Genomic DNA, 19905 nt, shown 5'->3' with positions numbered 1-19905 from the left:
AGGGGTCACTGGACGAGCAGACGCTGCACGGGAAGGCGCCGGTGGGGGTGGCTTCCGCGGCTCGCTCCGCGGGAAGGACCGTGGTGGCGGTGTGCGGACGGCTCGCTCTGTCGCCGGAGGCGTTGCGGGGGGCGGGGATCTCACAGGCGTACCCGTTGACCTCGGTCGAGCCGGACGTGGCCAGGTGCATCGCGGATGCGGGGCCGATTCTGGAGCGGGTCGCCGTGCGCATCGCTGAGGACCACCTGGGCTGAGGTCCCTGGGGGCTCCGCCCCCAGACCCCCGGCCTGCCCACCACACCCACCCGACTCGGTCGGCTGAGTGGTGGGGCGACAAGACCACGTCCGCCCGGGACAGTGGCTCTCCAGCCGACCGAGACGGGTGGGCGGGTGGGAAACGGGGGTCTGGGGGCGGAGCCCCCCAGGTCGCCCGCACAAGCGAAGGGCCCCGGACCAGCGAACGGTCCGGGGCCCTCGGCATACGCGCCGCTACGGCAACTGCGCCGCCCGCGCCTCGCGCCGATTGTCGCGGAAGTTGTTCACCCGCCGAGCCGTGGCGAACAACGGAATCACCGCGCCCATGACCAGCTGCAGCGCACAGCCGGTCTGGAGCAGCAGCTGACCGCTCGGGGCGTCGAAGGCCCAGGCGGCCAGCAGGCCCATGGACAGCACGATCCAGGAGAGCATCGCGCCGGCGAGGCGGCCCCGCGGCTTCGGGTACTCCACCCGGCTCACCATCAGCCACGCCGTGCCCAGGATCGCCAGCAGGGTCGCCACGAAGGGCAGCTCCAGGAGGACGATGGAGACCACCGTGAGCGCGCCGAACGGCGAGGGCATGCCCTGGAACATGCCGTCCTTCATCGTCACGCACGAGAAGCGGGCCAGGCGTAGCACGACCGCCAGGAGCACCACGATCGCCCCCAGCGCCGCCATTCTCTGGTGCGCGTCGTCCGCGACCATGCCGTAGACCAGCACGAAGTACGCGGGCGCGAGACCGAAGCTGATCAGGTCGGAGAGGTTGTCCAGCTCCGCGCCCATGGGCGAGGAGCGCAGCTTCCGCGCGACCAGTCCGTCGAACAGGTCGAAGACGGCAGCGCAGAGCATCAGGATGACGGCCGTGGCGGCGCTGTGCCGCGCCATGCCCGCGGATTCGTCATTGCCTGTCAGGTGCGGGATCAGGATGCCGGTGGTGGTGAAGTACACCGCCATGAAGCCGCACGTCGCGTTGCCCAGAGTGAGGGTGTCCGCTATCGACAGACGGAGCGAGAGGGGCATCTCCTCCTCGTCGTCCACCTCGTCGGCCTCGGGCACCCAGCCCGCCTGGGTCTCCGGATCAATCACGGTCAATGCGAGTCACCCCAGCCACGGTCTTCTGTCCGACCTCGACCGCGACCTCCACGCCCTCGGGCAGGTAGAGATCGACACGCGAGCCGAAGCGGATCAGACCGATTCGGTCGCCCTGCTCGACCTTCGTGCCCCGAGGGATGTAGGGCACGATGCGGCGGGCCACCGCGCCGGCGATCTGGATCATCTCGATGTCGCCGAGTTCGGTGTCGAAATGCCAGACTACGCGCTCGTTGTTCTCGCTCTCCTTGTTGAAAGCCGGAACAAAGCCGCCGGGGATGTGCTCGACGGACGTCACCGTGCCCGCGAGGGGCGCGCGGTTGACGTGGACGTTCAGCGGGCTCATGAAGATCGCGACGCGGGTGCGTCCGTCCTTCCACGGCATGATGCTCTGCACCACGCCGTCGGCGGGTGAGATCACCCGGCCGGAGCCGATCTCGCGCTCGGGGTCGCGGAAGAACCACAGCATGCCCGCCGCGAGCGCGGTGGCGGGCACGGCCACGGCCTTCGCCGCGCCGGAGCGGCGGGCGCGGGCCAGGCTGAGGGCTGCGGTGGCGACGGTCGGGAGAAGCCACGGCGATGCTCCGCGCGCGAGGCGTACGCCGGCTCGGCTGTCGCGAGGTGCAGAGGTTTGGCTGTGGGGCATGGATGACCTTCGTAGCGGATGATGCCGCGCAAGACGGGGGACGGCGGCTTTCCGTGGGATCGTACCGGTCGCGGGCTGCAACTGGGCAAGCCAGGCAGCCGAGTCGGCGGCCGAAGGCCGTCTACGGGGTGTGATCTTCTTCTCGAAGAAAACACCCCGTATCCGGACATTCAGCCCTGGAATCGATACTCTTCGAGCAGCCTGCGCCCGATGATCATTTTCTGGATCTCGGCGGTACCTTCACCGATGAGCAGCATCGGGGCCTCGCGGTAGAGACGCTCGATCTCGTACTCCTTGGAGAAGCCGTAGCCGCCGTGGATGCGGAAGGAGTCCTCCACGACCTCCTTGCAGTACTCGGAGGCGAGGTACTTCGCCATCCCTGCCTCAAGGTCGTTTCGCTCCCCGGAGTCCTTTTTGCGAGCCGCGTTGACCATCATCGCATGCGCGGCCTCGACCTTGGTCGCCATCTCCGCCAGCTTGAACTGAATGGCCTGGTGCTGGGCGATCGGCTTGCCGAAGGTGTGCCGCTGCTGGGCGTACTGCACACCCAGTTCGAAGGCGCGCTGAGCGACGCCGCAGCCACGCGCCGCCACGTTGACGCGACCGACCTCGACACCGTCCATCATTTGGTAAAAACCTCGGCCGGTGACGCCGCCGAGCACCCGATCGGCGGGAAGCCGCAGACCGTCCATGATCAGCTCGGTCGTGTCGACGCCCTTGTAGCCCATCTTCTCGATCTTGCCGGGGATCGTGAGGCCGGGGCGGACCTCGCCGAAGCCGGGCTCCTTCTCGATCAGGAAGGTGGTCATCGACTTGTGGGGCGCCGTGCCCTCGGGGAGGCCCTCGTCACTGCGGACGAGCACGGCCACCAGGGACGACGTCCCGCCGTTCGTCAGCCACATCTTCTGGCCGTTCAGGACGTACTCGTCGCCGTCCCTGACCGCCTTCGAGGTGATCGCGGACACGTCGGAGCCCAGGCCCGGCTCCGACATCGAGAAGGCGCCCCGGATGTCGCCGGCCGCCATCCTGGGCAGGAAGTGGTCCTTCTGCTCCTGTGTGCCGTGCTGCTTGAGCATGTACGCGACGATGAAGTGGGTGTTGATGATGCCGGACACCGACATCCAGCCACGGGCGATCTCCTCCACGCACAGCGCGTAGGTGAGCAGCGACTCGCCCAGGCCCCCGTACTCCTCCGGGATCATCAGGCCGAAGAGCCCGAGCTCCTTCAGGCCGTCCACGATCTGCTGCGGGTACTCGTCGCGGTGTTCCAGCTCGGTCGCGACCGGAATGATCTCCTTGTCGACAAAGTCCCGGACGGTGGAGAGGATCTCCTGCTGGACGTCGGTGAGACCGGCGGTCTGGGCGAGGCGCGCCATTACTTCTCCGTGTTCTTGTCCGCAGGTGCGGTCAGCTCCGGGCGGCCCGGCTGCTCGCCGCCGCGCTCCTTGATGTACGTCTCGGTGGGCACCATGACCTTGCGGCGGAAGACGCACACCAGGGTGCCGTCCTGCTTGTAGCCCTTGGTCTCGACGTAGACGATGCCGCGGTCGTTCTTCGACTTCGACGGCCACTTGTCGAGCACGGTCGTCTCGCCGTAGATCGTGTCGCCGTGGAAGGTCGGCGCCACGTGCTTGAGCGACTCGATCTCCAGGTTGGCGATCGCCTTGCCGGAGATGTCCGGCACGCTCATGCCGAGCAGCAGGGAGTAGATGTAGTTCCCGACGACGACGTTCTTGCCGAAGTCCGTCGTCTTCTCCGCATAGTTGGTGTCCATGTGGAGCGGGTGGTGGTTCATGGTGAGGAGACAGAACAGGTGGTCGTCGTACTCCGTGACCGTCTTGCCCGGCCAGTGCTTGTACGTCGCGCCGACCTCGAACTCCTCGTAGGTGCGTCCGAACTGCATGACCGTCAGGCCTCCGGGATCTCGAACTTGCTGGTGCGCTGCATGCCGGCGGCGCGGCCCTTGCCGGAGATGACCAGGGCCATCTTGCGGCTGGCCTCGTCGATCATCTCGTCGCCGAGCATCGCGGAGCCCTTCTTGCCGCCCGCCTCGGACGTGTAGTAGTCGTACGCGTCCAGGATCAGCTCGGCGTGGTCGTAGTCCTCCTGGGACGGCGAGAAGATCTCGTTGGACGCCTCGACCTGGCCCGGGTGCAGCACCCACTTGCCGTCGAAGCCGAGGGCCGCGGCGCGCTGCGCGACCTCGCGGTAGCCCTCGATGTTGCGGATCTGCAGGTAGGGGCCGTCGATCGCCTGGAGGTTGTTGGCGCGGGCGGCCATCAGGATCTTCATCAGGATGTAGTGGTAGGCGTCCGCCGGGTAGCCGGGCGGCTGCTCGCCCACGACCAGCGACTTCATGTTGATGGAGGCCATGAAGTCGGCCGGGCCGAAGATGATCGTCTCGACGCGCGGGGAGGCTTGCGCGATCGCGTTGACGTTGTTCAGGCCCTGGGCGTTCTCGATCTGCGCCTCGATGCCGATCTTGCCGACCTCGAAGCCCATGGTCTTCTCGATCTGCGTCAGCAGCAGGTCCAGGGCGACGACCTGCTCGGCCGTCTGCACCTTCGGCAGCATGATGCAGTCCAGGTTCTGGCCCGCGCCCTCGACGACCGTGACGACATCGCGGTACGTCCACTCGGTCGTCCAGTCGTTGACGCGCACGACGCGCGTCTTGCCCGTCCAGTCACCCTCGTTGAGGAACTTGACGATGGTGTGCCGCGCCTCCGGCTTGGCGAGCGGCGCGCACGCGTCCTCCAGGTCCAGGAAGACCTGGTCGGCGGGGAGGCCCTGCGCCTTCTCCAGGAAGCGCGGGTTGCTGCCCGGTACGGCCAGGCAGGAGCGCCGCGGGCGAAGGCGGTTGACAGGGGTGGTCATGCGGGGACCTCCAGGGGGTCGAGCTTGTTCGCTTTCCGGATCTCGTCGACGATCGCGCCGATGATTCCGGTGATGTCGAAGTCCTTCGGGGTGAAGACGGCGGCCACTCCTGCGGACCTGAGCTGCTCGGCATCACCATTCGGGATGATGCCACCGGCGATCACCGGTATATCTGTGGCACCGGCCACACGCAGCCGCTGGAGCACGTCCGGCACCAGTTGGGCGTGCGAGCCGGACAGGATGGACAGGCCCACCGCGTGCACGTCCTCGGCGAGGGCCGCGTCCACGATCTGCTCGGGGGTGAGCCGGATGCCCTGGTAGACCACCTCGAAGCCGGCGTCACGGGCGCGTACGGCGATCTGCTCGGCGCCGTTGGAGTGCCCGTCCAGGCCCGGCTTGCCGACCAGGAAGCGCAGCTTGCCGACGCCGAGGTCGCGGGCGGTGGCGTCCACCTTGGCGCGGACCCCGGCGAGCGCGGAGCCCGGCTCGGCGGCGACCGCCACCGGCGCCGAGGACACCCCGGTGGGCGCCCGGTACTCGCCGAACACCTCGCGCAGAGCGGCCGCCCACTCCCCGGTGGTGACCCCGGCACGGGCGCACTCCAGCGTGGCCTCCATCAGGTTCTCGGTGCCCTTGGCGGCCTCCTTCAGCCGCTCCAGCGCCTTGCAGGGGCGCGGGTGGTTGAAGGGCGGCTGGTAGCGCGTGTCGCGCCAGTGCTGCAGCGAGGCGATGACTCGGGCCTCGACCGCCGGGTCGACCGTCATGATCGCGGTGTCCAGGTCGGCCGTGAGCGGGTTCGGCTCGGTGCCCTCGAAGGCGTTGACGCCGACGATCTTCTCCTGCCCGGACTCGATCCGGGCCCGGCGCTCGGCGTGCGAGGCGACCAGCTGCGACTTCAGGTAGCCGGACTCCACCGCGGCCATCGCGCCGCCCATCTCCTGGATGCGGTCGATCTCCGCGAGGGCGTCGGTGACCAGCTGGTCCACCTTCGCCTCGATCACCTTCGAGCCCTCGAAGATGTCCTCGTACTCCAGCAGGTCGCTCTCGTAGGCGAGCACCTGCTGGATGCGCAGTGACCACTGCTGGTCCCACGGACGGGGCAGGCCGAGGGCCTCGTTCCAGGCCGGCAGCTGTACGGCACGCGCGCGTGCGTCCTTCGACAGGGTCACGGCCAGCATCTCCAGCACGATCCGCTGGACGTTGTTCTCCGGCTGCGCCTCGGTCAGACCCAGCGAGTTGACCTGGACGCCGTAGCGGAAGCGGCGCTGCTTGGCGTTCTCGATGCCGTACCGCTCGCGCGTGACCTTGTCCCAGATGCGGCCGAACGCCCGCATCTTGCACATCTCCTCGATGAAGCGGACGCCCGCGTTCACGAAGAAGGAGATGCGGGCCACCACGTCGCCCATGCGCTCCTGCGGCACCTGGCCGGAGTCGCGCACGGCGTCCAGTACGGCGATCGCGGTGGACATCGCGTACGCGATCTCCTGCACCGGTGTGGCCCCGGCCTCCTGCAGGTGGTAGCTGCAGATGTTGATCGGGTTCCACTTCGGTATGCGGGAGACCGTGTACGCGATCATGTCTGTCGTCAGGCGGAGCGAGGGCCCCGGCGGGAAGACGTGGGTCCCGCGGGAGAGGTACTCCTTGACGATGTCGTTCTGGGTCGTGCCCTGGAGCTTGGTGATGTCCGCGCCCTGCTCCTCGGCGACGACCTGGTAGAGCGCCAGCAGCCACATGGCGGTGGCGTTGATCGTCATCGAGGTGTTCATCTGCTCCAGGGGGATGTCCTGGAACAGCCGACGCATGTCACCGAGGTGCGCGACGGGCACACCGACCCGGCCGACCTCGCCGCGGGCGAGGATGTGGTCGGGGTCGTAGCCGGTCTGTGTCGGCAGGTCGAACGCCACCGACAGACCCGTCTGGCCCTTGGCGAGGTTGCGCCGGTACAGCTCGTTGGACGCCTCGGCCGTCGAGTGGCCCGCGTACGTCCGCATGAGCCACGGACGGTCCTTCTGACGCTCTGTCATCTATGGCTCTCAGACGTTGCGGAAACGGTTGATGGCGTCGAGGTGCTCGGCCCGCATCTCCTCGTCGCGCACACCGAGGCCTTCCTCGGGCGCGAGACACAGCACGCCGACCTTGCCCTGGTGCAGATTGCGGTGGACGTCGTACGCAGCCTGGCCGGTGTCCTCGAGGGAGTAGACCTTCGACAGGGTCGGGTGGATCTTGCCCTTGGAGATGAGGCGGTTGGCCTCCCAGGCCTCGCGGTAGTTGGCGAAGTGCGAGCCGATGATCCGCTTCAGCGACATCCACAGGTAGCGGTTGTCGTACTCGTGGTGGTAGCCCGAGGTGGAGGCGCAGGTGACGATCGTGCCGCCCTTGCGGGTGACGTAGACCGAGGCGCCGAAGGTCTCGCGGCCGGGGTGCTCGAAGACGATGTCGACGTCCTCGCCGCCGGTCAGCTCACGGATGCGCTTGCCGAAGCGCTTCCACTCCCTGGGGTCCTGGGTGTGCTCGTCCTTCCAGAACTTGTAGCCCTCGGCGTTGCGGTCGATGATCAGCTCGGCGCCCATCCTCCGCGCGATCTCGGCCTTCTGGGGCGAGGAGACGACACAGATCGGGGTGGCGCCGCCGGCGAGGGCGAACTGGGTGGCGTACGAGCCGAGTCCGCCGCTCGCGCCCCAGATCAGGACGTTGTCGCCCTGCTTCATCTGGGCACCGTTGCGGGAGACCAGCTGGCGGTAGGCGGTGGAGTTGACCAGGCCGGGGGCCGCGGCCTCCTCCCACGACAGGTGGGCCGGCTTGGGCATCAGCTGATTGGACTTGACGAGCGCGACCTCGGCAAGGCCGCCGAAGTTGGTCTCGAAGCCCCAGATCCGCTGCTCGGGGTCGAGCATCGTGTCGTTGTGTCCGTCGGAGGACTCCAGCTCGACGGACAGACAGTGGGCGACGACCTCGTCACCGGGCTTCCAGGCGTTGACGCCCGGACCGGTGCGCAGGACGACGCCCGCGAGGTCGGAGCCGATGATGTGGTACGGCAGGTCATGTCGCTTGGTCAGCTCGCTGACCTTGCCGTAGCGCTCCAGGAAGCCGAACGTCGGCAGCGGCTCGAAGATCGAGGTCCACACCGAGTTGTAGTTGACCGAGGAGGCCATGACGGCCACCAGGGCCTCGCCCGGGCCGAGTTCGGGCACGGGCACCTCGTCGAGGTGGATCGACTTGCGCGGATCCTTGTCGCGGGTCTCCAGGCCCGCGAACATCTCCGTCTCGTCCTTGTGCACGGTGATCGCGCGGTACGACTCGGGGAGCGGCAGGGCGGCGAAGTCGGCGGACGTGGCGTCCTTCGACTGGATCGCGTCCAGGATGTCCTTCACGGTCACGGTGTTGCCTCCGGCGGTGAGCGCCCCTGAGGGAGGGGGCGCTGAGGGTTCGTCGGTGCTGCGATGAGTGCTGCTGAGGGTGTTGAGGTGTGCCGTCGGTTCGGCTCGGTGGTACTTCGGCAGCGCTTTGTGGCGCGGGAGGTTGCCTGTGACGCAGGCGTCCGGGCGCGCGGGCCGTGGGCCCTTGGGGACAGCCGGCGAGCGATCGGTCTCTGCTCGCCGGCCGCCCGGACATCTTCAACGTATGACACCGCGTGTCAGGCGGCAAGGCACTGAGTGCCAGAAGTTGGGCTCAGGTGAAATCTTTACGTAACAAATGAGCGATGATCGATCGAACGGGCCCTGAAAAGTGCGCGAAAAGGGGCCCTGACATGCCAAAACGGCCACCCGCCGCGGGTGGCCGTTGTCACAGGGAGGAGCGAGCCTCAGCGCTCCTTCAGCGCCTCCTCGATGGTCCGCATGACCTCGTCCAGCGGAGCGTCGGTGCGGGCGACCGTGACGAGCACCTCGCCGTGCGTGGACACCGTCGCCGGGGCGGTGCCGGCGGCCGGCCTGCCCGGCGCCGGACCGCGCCCGGCCCCGATCCCGGTGCCGAACGTCTTCCGCACGATCGCGAAGGCATGGTCCAGCTGCGCCTCGACATCGCCCTGGCCGCCCGCCCGCAGCCAGCGCCTGAGGACGTGGTTGTGGGCGGTGACGACGGCGGAGGCGGCCACCTCGGCCAGCAACGGGTCGTCGTTGGCGTCGTCGGCGTGCGCGTGCTCGTCGAAGTGGCCGAGGAGGTAGCGGGTGAAGAGGCGTTCGTAGCGGGCCACCGAGGCGATCTCGGCCTCCCGCAGGGTGGGCACCTCGCGGGTCAGCTTGTAGCGGGCGACCGAGATCTCCGGCGCGGCCGCGTACATCTTCATGACTTCCTTGATGCCGCGGCACACGGTGTCGAGCGGGTGCTCGTGCGCGGGGGCGGCGTTGAGGACCGCCTCGGCGCGGATCAGCGTGTCGTCGTGGTCGGGGAAGATCGCCTCTTCCTTGGAGCGGAAGTGGCGGAAGAAGGTGCGACGGGCGACCCCGGCGGCTGCCGCGATCTCGTCGACGGTGGTCGCCTCGTACCCCTTGGTCGCGAACAGCTCCATGGCTGCGGCCGCCAGTTCTCGGCGCATCTTGAGCCGCTGGGCGGCGGCGCGACTGCCTGCGGCACTTTCCGGCGCGTCGGGCGTAGCTGGTGTACGTGAGGACTTGGCGGGCTGGGACATGACCTGAACGTACTGCATGTGCGCAGCTCGATGCGCAGGTGTGCCGTTTCCCCCGCCCGCTGAGGGCGGGGGAGAGCCCGGCCGGCCGGGCGGGGCGAGGCCGCCCGGATCGAGCAGCCCGCCCCAGTCCGTGTCCGTGTGGGACCAGTCGCCGACGCCGTCAGCGGCGGGCATACTCGCGGAAGCCGCGGCCGGTCTTGCGGCCGAGGCAGCCCGCGGCCACCAGGTGCTCCAGCAGCGGGGCCGGGGCCAGACCGGGGTCGCGGAACTCGCGGTGCAGGACCTTCTCGATCGCCAGCGAGACGTCCAGGCCGACCACGTCCAGCAGCTCGAACGGGCCCATCGGATAGCCGCCGCCGAGCTTCATCGCGGCGTCGATGTCGTCCAGGGACGCGTAGTGCTCCTCGACCATCTTGATCGCGTTGTTCAGGTACGGGAACAGCAGCGCGTTCACGATGAAGCCGGCCCGGTCGCCGCAGTCCACCGCGTGCTTCTTGATCTTCGCGCAGACCTCGCGGACCGTCGCATGGACGTCGTCGGCCGTCAGCACGGTCCGCACGACCTCGACCAGCTTCATCGCTGGCGCCGGGTTGAAGAAGTGCATGCCGATGACGTCCTGCGGGCGCGAGGTGGCGCGGGCGCAGGCGACGACGGGCAGCGAGGAGGTGGTGGTGGCGAGGACCGCGCCGGGCTTGCAGACCTTGTCCAGCGTGGCGAACAGCTGCCGCTTGATCTCCAGGTCCTCGGCGATCGCCTCGACGGCCAGGTCGACCTCGGCGAAGGCGTCGTACGACCCGGCCGGGGCGATCCGGTCCAGGATCTGCGCGGCGGCCTCGGCGGTCAGCCGGCCCTTGTCGACAGAGCGCGAAAGCGACTTGCCGATACGGGCCTTGGCGGTCCGCGCCTTCTCCTCGCTCCGCGCGGCCAGCACGACGTCGTAGCCCGCCTTGGCGAACACCTCGGCGATGCCCGAGGCCATGGTGCCGGAGCCGGCGACGCCCACCGAGCGGACGCTGCGGCTGGTGGCCTTGGAGTCTGCCTCCGCCGGGGTCAGCGCGTCCGGCACGACCGTGGCGCTGCCCGGCGCCGCGTAGCTGTAGAAACCGCGCCCGGACTTGCGGCCGGTCAGGCCCGCCTCGCTGAGCTGCTTCAGGATCGGCGCCGGGGCGTGCAGCCGGTCGCGGGACTCGGCGTACATGGCCTCCAGGACCGTACGCGCGGTGTCGATGCCGATCAGGTCCAGCAGCGCGAGGGGGCCCATCGGCAGACCGCAGCCGAGCCGCATCGCCGCGTCGATGTCCTCGCGGGAGGCGTACCGCGCCTCGTACATCGCGGCGGCCTGGTTGAGATAGCCGAACAGCAGGCCGTCGGCGACGAAACCGGGGCGGTCGCCGATCGCGACCGGCTCCTTGCCCAGCTCGATCGCGAGGTCCGTGACAGCGGCGACGGCCTGCGGCGCGGTCAGCACCGAGGAGACCACCTCGACCAGCTTCATCGCCGGCGCCGGATTGAAGAAGTGCAGGCCGAGCACCCGCTCGGGGCGGGCCGAGTCGGCCGCTAGGCGGGTGACGGACAGGGCGTTGGTGCCGGTCGCGAGGATCGTCTCCGGGCGGACGATGCCGTCCAGCTCGCGGAAGATCTGCTGCTTGATCTCGTACGACTCCGGGGCCACCTCGATGACCAGGTCGGCGTCGGCCGCCGCGGCGAGGTCGGTGGCGGTGCGCACCCGGGCCAGTGCCCCGGCGCGCTCCTGCTCGGTGAGCCGGCCGCGCTCCACGCAGCGGGCGGTGGAGGCCTCCAGGGCGGAGAGGGACTTCGCGGCCTGGGCCTCGCTGATGTCGATGCCGATCACCTCGCGACCGGCCTTCGCGAGGACCTCGGTGATGCCGGTGCCCATGGTGCCGAGGCCGACGACGGCGATCGTCTTGAACGGGGACAGCGGGGTGCCGGACTGGGGGGACAGGGGAGTGGCCATCGCGGGACTCCAGGAATGAGGGTGACGACGAGGAACGCGCCGGGTGCGCCGAGGGGGCGCACCGCGGTGCGGAAGAGGAGTGCGGGTGTTGCCGGGCTGCTGGCGCACACGCCCGGTGCTGCCGGGTGCCACGGGCGATGCACACGCCCACGAGCGGCAAACGGCGGGGAATCCGACCGGCCCTGTCCCGGAGCCGGGTCGTACTGCGGTACACGTACACGTACCGAACCGACATCTCCCCACTGCCCCAAGGGCGTGGGAGCTGCCCCCGGCGACGGCCGCGTCACCAAACCGTCGCCAGTGGAAGTGCGAGTGGGTAACTCGCTCGTCTGAGCTTAACCGGCGAGTAACGAGCGCGCCAGCCCTGAGTCGCAGCCGACTTTGTGATGTAGCTCCCCCGGCCCCGGCAACACGCCTACGCTGGACTTCGTGGACGAAGAGTTGCGATCGCTCACGGAGCGCTTACGGCAGGAGTCGCGCGGCACGGCGGCGTTCGACCGGCTGCTGGCGACCGAGGACCACGACGAACTCGCGGAGGTGCTCAGCGCGCCCGGACAGCCGCTGTGGGCCAGGGAGCTGGCCGCGTTCCGGCTCGGTGTCGCCGGCGACCGGCGCGCCTTCGAGTCCCTGGTGCTCCTCCTCAACCACCGCGACCCCCCGCGCTGCGCCTCCGCTGCCCACGCCCTCGCCCGGCTCGGCGATCCGCGTACGGCGCGGGCTGCGGCGGCGCTGGCGACGAACGAGCTGCGGGTGGCCTACGCCCTGCACCCGGTACGGCTCCTGGTCGAACTCCGCGCTCCCGAGTCCGTGCCCGCGCTCATCACTACGCTGGAGCGCCGGTTGCGTCCCCGCGACCCCTACCGCCGCGTCGCCCTGGCGTGCGTCGAAGGGCTGGGTGCCCTCGCCGACCCCCGGGCCCGCCGCGTCCTGAAGGAGGCTCTCGCCCATCCGGAACTGGCGAGGGCTGCGATGCACGCGCTGGCGAGCATCCCGGAGGCGGAACAGGCCAGGTGACGGCCGGTCAGCCGCACGGCACGCTCTCACGGCGTGGGGGAGGGGGGCTCGTCGGGCGCGGCCGGGAGACGCTGTCAGAGTGCGCCGCCGTGATCGGGATATGAGCGAGCAGGACCCCGCCGGGCCGAAGGATCCAGGTGGGGCGGAGGATCCCGGCTCCGCCGAGGAGAAGCTCTTCCGCCGCCTGAGCGAAGAGCTGGACTGGTCCGCCGGGCCGGAGCGCGAGGTGCCGCTGGGGCTCGTCGCACGGCGGTGGTCGTTTCTGCTCGGCTTCGACCTCGTCGTGGTGGCGCCCGGCTCGCTCGTCGCCGTGACGGTGGGACGCCGGGTCGCGGTCGGCACCTGGGTCGCGTTCACCCTCCTCTACGTCTTCTGGCTCCGCCGGCGGATGCCGCGCTCGCCGGGGCACAAGGCGGCCGGCATCCTCGCCGGGGTCGGCTACGCGATCCTGATCCTCGGCGCGGGCGACGCCGCTCCCCGGATCTACCTCGACACCTGGGGCAAGGAGGGGACGGCAACCGTCGTCGGCCAGAACACCAGACGAACGCGCGACGGAGGCAAGGACTACACCTGTACGGTCACCCTGACCAACGGCGACTCACGGGAGTTGCAGGCATCGAGCGACACCTGCGAGTGCCTGGAGCCGCTCGTCGAGGACCAGGTGCCGGTGGTCTACGAGCCGGGACATGTGGTCCTGCCGGTGGCCGGGACGAAGGGGCAACTGGGGACGGCGAAGGGCGTACTGCCGTGCGGCATCGGGCTGTTGCTGGTGGTCACCGGCGCCGCCCACGCCGTCGGGCGCACGGCGGCGGTCCGGCGCGAGCGTCTTCGCTGGACACCGACTCCTTCACTGGACTCCGACTGCTTCGCCAGGCGCGAGCGCCTCGCCGGAGAGGGAACCCGAGGGTCACCGTACGCGCCTTGTTCGCCTTATTCGCCCACCACCGCCAGCGCCTCGATCTCCATCAGGAACTCCGGGGCCACCAGCGCCGTCACCTGGACCGCGGAGGACGCAGGGAGGCGGTCGTCGGGTATGTGGGCGGCGCGGGCCGCGCGGATGGCTGGGAGGTGGGCCGTGTCGGTGACGAAGTAGGTCAGCTTCACCACGTGTTCGAAGCCGGCGCCGGCCGCGGCCAGGCAGCGCTTCAGGTTCTCGAAGACCTGGCGGGCCTGGGCCGCGGGGTCGCCCGCCCCGACCAGTTCGCCGTCCTCGTCCAGGGCGAGCTGGCCGGAGACGGCGACGAAACGGCCGGTCGCCGAGACGACATGGCTGTACTGGGCGGCGGGGGCGACGCCGTCGGGGGCGGAGATCCGGGTCGGTTCACTCACGGCTCCGCGGGCTCCATGCTGATCGCTCATGGCTCCATGGTGGACCACCCCACTGACAACGCCCCCGACAGGCCGGGCGGTTGCTCAGCGGCGGTAGCCCAGCAGGTCGTGCAGGGTCGAGCCGCGGGAGGCGGTCGACGCGGCCTTCATGGCCCGCGGCTTCGGGTCCGGCGACTTCTTGCAGACCGCGTCGGCGACGCCCGCGCCATGCGGAACCGTACCGTCGTTCAGATACGCGGCCAGATAGGTGTCCAGGCAGGTGTTGTCGCTCAGCGTGATGCCGTGGTTGCCGCCGCCGTCCTCGACCACCAGGCTGGAGCGGGCGAGCAGCCGGTGGACCGTGACGCCGCCGGGGTACGGCGTGGCCGCGTCGTTCGTCGCCTGGAAGAGCAGCGCCGGCGGCAGCTGGGTGTTGGCGATGCTCACCGGCTCGCTCTTCGAGGTCGGCCAGAACGCGCACGGCGCGTTGTACCAGGCGTTGTTCCAGGCCATGAAGGGCGCCTTGCGGTACACCGCCCAGGTGTCCGTACGCCACCGCTTCCAGCTGGTGGGCCAGGAGGTGTCCCGGCACTGCACCGCCGCGTACACGCTGTAGCCGTTGTCGCCCGAGGCGTCCACGGCACCGAACTTCTCGTACGCCGCCATCAGCGGCTTGGTGTTCTTCTCGCGCACGTACGCCGCGAGCGCCTGGGCGAGATCGGGCCAGTAGCCGTCGTAGTAGCCGCCGGGGATGAAGGTGTCCTCCAACTCGGTGGCGCCCACCGCGCCGTCGGCCGGCTTCTTCGCCAGGGCCGCCCGCATCGCGTACCACGCGGCCTCGATCTTCGCGGGGTCCTTGCCGAGGTGGTACGTGGAGTCGTTGCGCGCGATCCACGCCATCAGGGCGCGGTGGCGGTTGTTGAAGGCGTAGTCCTGGCCCAGGTTGTCCTTGTACCAGACGCCGGTCGGGTCGACGATCGAGTCCAGCACCAGACGGCGGACCCGCTGCGGGTAGAGCTTCGCGTAGACCGCGCCGAGATAGGTGCCGTAGGAGTAGCCGAAGTAGCTGATGCGCGGCGCGCCGAGCGCCTGGCGGATGGCGTCCATGTCGCGTACGGCGCTGACGGTGTCCATGTACGGCAGCACGTCGGCGTACTTGCGGCCACAGGCGGTGGCGAAGGAGGCCGCGCGCGCGAGGTTGGTCTGCTCCAGCACGGCCGAGGCGGGCACGGAGTCCGGGCGCACCGTCTTGAAGTGGCCGGGCGCGCAGTCCAGGGCCGGGCTGCTCCGGCCGACTCCGCGCGGGTCGAAGCCGATGACGTCGTACTGCGCGGCGACGGGCTTCGGCAGGGCCGAGGCGACGTATCCGGCGAGCGTCAGGCCGCTGCCGCCGGGCCCACCTGGGTTGACGAGGAGGGGGCCCTGGGAGGTCTGCGCGGTGTGCGGGACGCGGGTGAGGGCGAGGGTGATCTGCCGGCCCGACGGGTGGGCGTGGTCCAGTGGCACCTTCAGGGACGCGCATTGGAGCGTCGGATAGGTGATGGAGCCACAGGCCTTCCAGACGAGCGGGGCGGCGGGAGCGGCCGGGGCCGCCTGGGCGGGCGGGGCCGTGACCGAGCCCGCCAGCACTGCGGCGGATGCGCACAGCACGGCTGCGCGTGTTCTCATTCGTCCTCCCGGGACGGAGGTTTCGGCGGACCGTGAAGGTCATGTCTTTCGCCGCATCGTCCCGGAATCGGCGTACTGAAGAACGTCTTATAGGCATAGTTGACCCGATTGGTCCGCCCGAAGCCCTCGAACGCCCCTCTCCCGAGGGAACGCCCCTGCCTTGAAGGAACGCTTCTTCAGTTGGGGGAACGCCGCTCGGCCGCGGGTGGGCGGCGCTCTCATATGAGGGTGAGCTGGGTCGGTTCGGCGACGGCGGGAGGTTCGGCCGGGCTGATCCGGCGGGCCAGGCCCGCGCGCGTGGGCCCGATGCCGTACTCCTCGGCCAGCTCGTGCACCTGACGGGTGATCCGGCGCTGGTACCACTTGGGCGCGTAGGCACCCTCCGCGTACAGCCGCTCGTAGCGCCGCACCAGGTGCGGATGGTGCCGGCCGAGCCAGGCCGTGAACCACTCCCGCGCGCCGGGCCGCAGATGCAGGGTGAGCGGGGTCACCGAGGTGGCCCCGGCCGCCGCGATCGCCCGTACCGTGGCCCGCAGTTGGGCCGGATGGTCGCTCAGGAACGGGATGACCGGCGCCATCAGCACCCCGCAGCCGAGGCCGTGCTCGCCGAGGGTGCGTACGACGTCCAGGCGGCGCTCGGGCGCGGGCGTGCCCGGCTCCACCGTGCGCCACAGCTCGGCGTCGAGGAAGCCGACGGAGACCGAGATGCCCACGTCCGTCACCTGGGCCGCCCGGACCAGCAGATCCAGGTCGCGCAGGATCAGGGTGCCCTTGGTGAGGATCGAGAACGGGTTGGCGTGCTCGGTGAGGGCGGCGATGATGCCCGGCATCAGCTGGTAGCGGCCCTCCGCGCGCTGATAGCAGTCGACGTTCGTGCCCATCGCCACGTGCTCGCCCTGCCAGCGGCGGGAGGCCAGCTGACGGCGCAGCACCTCGGGCGCGTTCACCTTGACCACGATCTGGGTGTCGAAGCCGAGGCCGGTGTCGAGGTCCAGATAGCTGTGCGTCTTCCGGGCGAAGCAGTACACGCACGCGTGCGTGCAGCCACGGTACGGATTCACGGTCCACTCGAACGGCATGCGCGAGGCGCCTGGCACCCGGTTGAGCACCGAGCGCGCCCGGACCTCGTGGAAGGTGATCCCGCGGAACTCGGGCGTGTCGAAGGTGCGCGTGGTCACGGAGTCCGCGCCGAACAGCGCCGCGTCGGCGGCCCGGCCGTGTTCGCCCTCGCCCGTGAGGTTCTCCCAGCGCATGACGCCTCCTCGGTAGCAGTGCGGCACACAATAGAACATCTGTTCCCATGATCGTGTGGGCCCTGGTGAGGACCCTTGACGGCGACCCCGGATTTGGTGGCCGGGCACCGGGGTGGTTGGCTTTCCCCAACCCCGAGAAACACGGTCCTGGAGGAACGCAATGGCGCAGGTCGAGGCCACTACGGAGCGGGTCGTCGCGGCGGACGCGGAGAAGGTGTTCGACGCCCTCGCCGACTACCGCGGCACACGGCAGAAGCTGCTGCCCGAGCACTTCAGCGAGTACGAGGTCCGCGAGGGCGGCGACGGCGAGGGAACCCTCGTGCACTGGAAGCTCCAGGCCACCAGCAAGCGGGTGCGCGACTGCCTGCTGGAGGTCAGCGAGCCCACCGACGGCGAGCTGGTCGAGAAGGACCGCAACTCCTCCATGGTCACCACCTGGCGCGTCACCCCCGCCGGCGAGGGGAGGTCCCGGGTCGTGGTCACCACCACCTGGCAGGGCGCCGGCGGCATCGGCGGCTTCTTCGAGAGGACCTTCGCGCCCAAGGGCCTCGGCCGGATCTACGACGCCGTGCTCGCCAACCTCGCCGCCCAGGTCGAGAAGTAGGCCCAAGCGCCCACCGGTGAAGGGGTGTTGCGCCCCTTCACCGGTTCGAGTGGATCTCCCCTTTCCGCCCCAACCCCGCCGTAACTCGCGGCAGTTGTTCGCAGTTGACGCCTTGTGCGCGACATGTGACAGGTGTGATGAGGGGAGCGGTACGTGGGCGGGTCGACTCTGGTGACACACGAGCCGGTCACCACACCGGCGGGGGAAGAGGACGCCCCCCGCGAGGACACCGCCGCGGCACCGCCCCCGTCCGCACCGGCCGCCCGACTCGGCGCGCGGCGCGTGCGGTGGGTGTTCTTCGGGCTGATGCTCGCCCTGCTGCTCGCGGCACTCGACCAGATGATCGTCGCGACCGCGCTGCCGAAGATCGTCGGCGAACTGCATGGCCTGGACCGGATGTCCTGGGCGATCACCGCCTATCTGCTCACCTCCACCATCGGTCTGCCCCTGTACGGCAAGCTCGGCGACCTCTTCGGCCGCAAGGGCGTCTTCCAGTTCGCCATCGCCGTCTTCGTCGTCGGCTCCGCGCTCGCCGGCCGGGCCCAGTCCATGGACCAGCTGATCGCCTTCCGCGCGCTCCAGGGCGTAGGCGCGGGCGGCCTCATGATCGGGGTGCAGGCGATCATCGCCGACGTCGTACCGCCCCGTGAACGCGGCCGCTACATGGGCCTGATCGGCGCCGCCTTCGGTCTCGCCTCCGTCGCCGGACCCCTGCTCGGCGGCTATTTCACCGACCACCTCTCCTGGCGCTGGTGCTTCTACATCAACGTCCCCTTCGGCCTGGTCACCCTCGCCGTCGTCACCCTCGTCCTGAAACTCCCCAAGCCCGCTGCCCGCGGCCGCCTCGACCTCCTCGGCGCGCTGCTGCTCGCCGCCGCCTCCACCTGTCTGGTGCTGCTGACCAGCTGGGGCGGCACCGAGTACGCCTGGGGCTCGCGGCAGATCAACGGCCTCGGCGCCGGCGCGTTCGCCGCCGTCGTCCTCTTCCTCGTCGCCGAGCGCTTCGCCGCCGAACCCCTCATCCCGCTCCGGCTGTTCCGCGACTCCGTCTTCAACGTCAGCGCACTGGTGGGCCTCGTGATCGGCGTCGCCCTGTTCGGCGCCGCCAGCTATCTGCCGACCTTCCTGCAGATGGTCGACGGGGCCAGCGCCACCGAGTCGGGGCTGCTGATGCTGCCCATGATGGCCGGGATCGTCGGCGCCTCCATCATCGGCGGGCAGCTCATCAGCCACACCGGGCGCTACAAGATCTACCCCGTGCTCGGCGGCGCCGTCTCCGCCGTCGGCATGTGGCTGCTGTCCCGCCTCGAAGCCGACACGCCCCGGCTGCACTACAGCATCTGGATGGCCGTCCTCGGCGCCGGCATCGGCATGGTGATGCCCGTCCTCGTCCTCGCCGTGCAGAACTCCGTACGCCCCGCCGACCTGGGCACCGCCACCAGCGCCAACAACTACTTCCGGCAGATCGGCGGCAGCGTCGGCGCCGCGGTCTTCGGCACCCTCTTCGCGAACCGGCTCACCGACGCCCTCCGCAGGGAACTGCCGCCGCGCGCCGGCGTCCGGCTGCCCGACCCCGAGTCCATCACCCCGCAGCTGGTCCACGCGCTGCCGCCGGCCCCGCGCGACGCCTACATCCGCGCCTACGCCGACGCGATGCCCCGGATCTTCCTCTACCTCGTCCCGGTGCTCGTCCTCGGCGTGCTCATCGCCTTTTTCCTCAAGGAGAAACCACTGGTGTCCCACCACACCACCGAAACCGAGCCCGAGCGCGAGGCCGTGAACGTGAACGCCCCGATCCCGCAGGCCCGTTCGCCGTACGGCGCCGGAATCCCCGTCTGCGGCACGGTGCAGCACCCTGACGGCACCGTGGTGCCGCGCGCCGCGCTCACCCTCATCGACATCGCCGGGGAGCAGATCGGGCGGGGCGCGAGCGGCGAGGACGGACGGTACGCGCTCAGCACGCCCGGCTCCGGGTCGTACGTGCTGATCGCCGCCGCCGGCGGCCACCAGCCGCAGGCCGTCTCCGTCACCGTCGGCGAACGGCCCGTCGAGCTCGACGTCGTCCTCGGCGGCGCCGGACGCCTCGCCGGCAGTGTGCTGACCGCCGACGGCAGCCCCGTGCGCGACGCCACCGTCACCCTCACCAATGTGCACGGCGAGGTCGTCGCCACCGCCCGCAGCGGCCGTGAGGGCGGCTACGCCATCACGGAACTGGTCGCGGGCGAGTACACCCTCGCCGCCAGCGCCCCCGCCTTCCGCCCGGCCGCCCTTCCGGTCACCGTGCAGGCCGCCCGCGAGAGCAGGCAGAACGTCGAACTCGCGGGCGGCGCCGTGCTGCGGGGCACCGTCCGGGCGAGCGGCGGACGGCCCGTGGAGGACGCGCGCGTGACGCTGCTCGACGCCGCCGGCAATGTCGTCGACACCCTCACCACGGGAGCGGACGGCAGCTTCCGGTTCGTCGACCTGTCCTCCGGCGAGTACACCGTCATCGCCGCCGGTTACCCGCCGGTCGCCACCGTGCTGCGGGTCGCGGGCGGCGGCCGTACCGAACGGGACCTGCAACTGGGCCACGAGGACTGAGAGAGCGCCGAGC

Annotated in this window: 16 protein-coding genes; 4 read left to right on the top strand and 12 right to left on the bottom strand. The window is 70.1% G+C overall.

The genetic code is table 11. The features are described 5' to 3' along the window. Nucleotides 1-254: glycerate kinase (locus M878_RS57595; protein WP_023545601.1), on the top strand; the 254-nt coding region annotated here is incomplete at its 5' end. Nucleotides 255-488: 234 nt separating this feature from the next. Here the strand turns inward: M878_RS57595 and pssA are convergent. The 9 genes from pssA to M878_RS57550 form a co-directional block, all read right to left on the bottom strand. Further along, nucleotides 489-1310 carry a CDP-diacylglycerol--serine O-phosphatidyltransferase gene (gene pssA / locus M878_RS57590; protein WP_031224460.1) on the bottom strand — a complete coding sequence of 274 codons (822 nt, stop codon included), beginning with the start codon at nt 1308-1310 and terminating at the stop codon, nt 489-491. A gap of 22 nt (nt 1311-1332) precedes the next feature. After that, nucleotides 1333-1989 (bottom strand): phosphatidylserine decarboxylase, encoded by a 657-nt coding sequence (locus M878_RS57585; protein ID WP_063750615.1) that lies wholly within the window; start codon nt 1987-1989, stop codon nt 1333-1335. A gap of 170 nt (nt 1990-2159) precedes the next feature. Next, nucleotides 2160-3365: an acyl-CoA dehydrogenase family protein gene (locus tag M878_RS57580; protein ID WP_023545598.1), complete on the bottom strand. Its 1206-nt coding sequence runs from the start codon at nt 3363-3365 to the stop codon at nt 2160-2162. Then, the gene (locus tag M878_RS57575; protein ID WP_023545597.1) at nt 3365-3892 is read right to left on the bottom strand and encodes a MaoC family dehydratase; all 528 of its coding nucleotides are present in this window, start codon (nt 3890-3892) and stop codon (nt 3365-3367) included. The genes M878_RS57580 and M878_RS57575 overlap by 1 nt, the downstream gene beginning before the upstream one ends. A 5-nt stretch (nt 3893-3897) precedes the next feature. Beyond that, nucleotides 3898-4863, bottom strand: a complete 966-nt coding sequence (locus tag M878_RS57570) for an HpcH/HpaI aldolase/citrate lyase family protein (RefSeq protein ID WP_023545596.1) — start codon at nt 4861-4863, stop codon at nt 3898-3900. After that, on the bottom strand, nt 4860-6887 hold the full coding sequence (locus tag M878_RS57565; RefSeq protein ID WP_031224458.1) for a protein meaA: 2028 nt from the start codon (nt 6885-6887) through the stop codon (nt 4860-4862). Before M878_RS57565 ends, M878_RS57570 begins: the two co-directional genes overlap by 4 nt. A 9-nt stretch (nt 6888-6896) precedes the next feature. Beyond that, on the bottom strand, nt 6897-8234 hold the full coding sequence (ccrA, locus tag M878_RS57560; protein WP_031224457.1) for a crotonyl-CoA carboxylase/reductase: 1338 nt from the start codon (nt 8232-8234) through the stop codon (nt 6897-6899). 431 nt (nt 8235-8665) lie between these two features. Continuing rightward, nucleotides 8666-9508, bottom strand: a complete 843-nt coding sequence (locus tag M878_RS57555; RefSeq protein ID WP_209445503.1) for a TetR family transcriptional regulator — start codon at nt 9506-9508, stop codon at nt 8666-8668. Between the two features lie 142 nt (nt 9509-9650). Further along, a complete protein-coding gene (locus tag M878_RS57550; protein WP_023545592.1) occupies nt 9651-11465 on the bottom strand; it encodes a 3-hydroxyacyl-CoA dehydrogenase family protein in 1815 nt (604 codons plus the stop codon). Nucleotides 11466-11894: 429 nt separating this feature from the next. On the opposite strand from M878_RS57550, the gene M878_RS57545 reads away from it, so the two are divergent. Next, nucleotides 11895-12479, top strand: a complete 585-nt coding sequence (locus tag M878_RS57545) for an adenylosuccinate lyase (protein WP_023545591.1) — start codon at nt 11895-11897, stop codon at nt 12477-12479. Between the two features lie 930 nt (nt 12480-13409). Here M878_RS57545 and M878_RS93835 read toward each other — a convergent pair. The 3 genes from M878_RS93835 to M878_RS57530 form a co-directional block, all read right to left on the bottom strand. Continuing rightward, the gene (locus M878_RS93835; protein ID WP_078630216.1) at nt 13410-13808 is read right to left on the bottom strand and encodes a RidA family protein; all 399 of its coding nucleotides are present in this window, start codon (nt 13806-13808) and stop codon (nt 13410-13412) included. An 84-nt stretch (nt 13809-13892) separates the two neighbouring features. Next, a complete protein-coding gene (locus M878_RS57535; RefSeq protein ID WP_031224454.1) occupies nt 13893-15455 on the bottom strand; it encodes an alpha/beta hydrolase in 1563 nt (520 codons plus the stop codon). Nucleotides 15456-15673: 218 nt separating this feature from the next. Beyond that, on the bottom strand, nt 15674-16708 hold the full coding sequence (locus tag M878_RS57530; RefSeq protein WP_023545588.1) for an Rv2578c family radical SAM protein: 1035 nt from the start codon (nt 16706-16708) through the stop codon (nt 15674-15676). 160 nt (nt 16709-16868) lie between these two features. Between M878_RS57530 and M878_RS57525 the strand changes: the two genes are divergently transcribed. Together M878_RS57525 and M878_RS57520 are read left to right on the top strand one after the other, a co-directional pair. After that, on the top strand, nt 16869-17312 hold the full coding sequence (locus M878_RS57525) for an SRPBCC family protein (RefSeq protein ID WP_023545587.1): 444 nt from the start codon (nt 16869-16871) through the stop codon (nt 17310-17312). Nucleotides 17313-17465: 153 nt separating this feature from the next. After that, entirely contained in the window at nt 17466-19892 is a 2427-nt protein-coding gene (locus M878_RS57520) for an MFS transporter (RefSeq protein WP_023545586.1), read from the top strand. Nucleotides 19893-19905 lie beyond the last annotated feature (13 nt).

Source organism: Streptomyces roseochromogenus subsp. oscitans DS 12.976 (assembly GCF_000497445.1).
GTDB classification, from domain to species: domain Bacteria; phylum Actinomycetota; class Actinomycetes; order Streptomycetales; family Streptomycetaceae; genus Streptomyces; species Streptomyces oscitans.
Note: the sequence above shows the minus strand (reverse complement) of the source record. Positions and strands in the feature narration are given on the sequence as shown.

Bases quoted from the DNA above. Each gene is read 5' to 3' on its own strand.
- M878_RS57585 (WP_063750615.1), bottom strand. From the start codon at position 1,989: ATGCCCCACAGCCAAACCTCTGCACCTCGCGACAGCCGAGCCGGCGTA.
- M878_RS57580 (WP_023545598.1), bottom strand. From the start codon at position 3,365: ATGGCGCGCCTCGCCCAGACCGCCGGTCTCACCGACGTCCAGCAGGAG.
- M878_RS57575 (WP_023545597.1), bottom strand. From the start codon at position 3,892: ATGCAGTTCGGACGCACCTACGAGGAGTTCGAGGTCGGCGCGACGTAC.
- M878_RS57570 (WP_023545596.1), bottom strand. From the start codon at position 4,863: ATGACCACCCCTGTCAACCGCCTTCGCCCGCGGCGCTCCTGCCTGGCC.
- M878_RS57565 (WP_031224458.1), bottom strand. From the start codon at position 6,887: ATGACAGAGCGTCAGAAGGACCGTCCGTGGCTCATGCGGACGTACGCG.
- M878_RS57555 (WP_209445503.1), bottom strand. From the start codon at position 9,508: ATGCAGTACGTTCAGGTCATGTCCCAGCCCGCCAAGTCCTCACGTACA.
- M878_RS57550 (WP_023545592.1), bottom strand. From the start codon at position 11,465: ATGGCCACTCCCCTGTCCCCCCAGTCCGGCACCCCGCTGTCCCCGTTC.
- M878_RS57535 (WP_031224454.1), bottom strand. From the start codon at position 15,455: ATGAGAACACGCGCAGCCGTGCTGTGCGCATCCGCCGCAGTGCTGGCG.
- M878_RS57530 (WP_023545588.1), bottom strand. From the start codon at position 16,708: ATGCGCTGGGAGAACCTCACGGGCGAGGGCGAACACGGCCGGGCCGCC.
- M878_RS57525 (WP_023545587.1), top strand. From the start codon at position 16,869: ATGGCGCAGGTCGAGGCCACTACGGAGCGGGTCGTCGCGGCGGACGCG.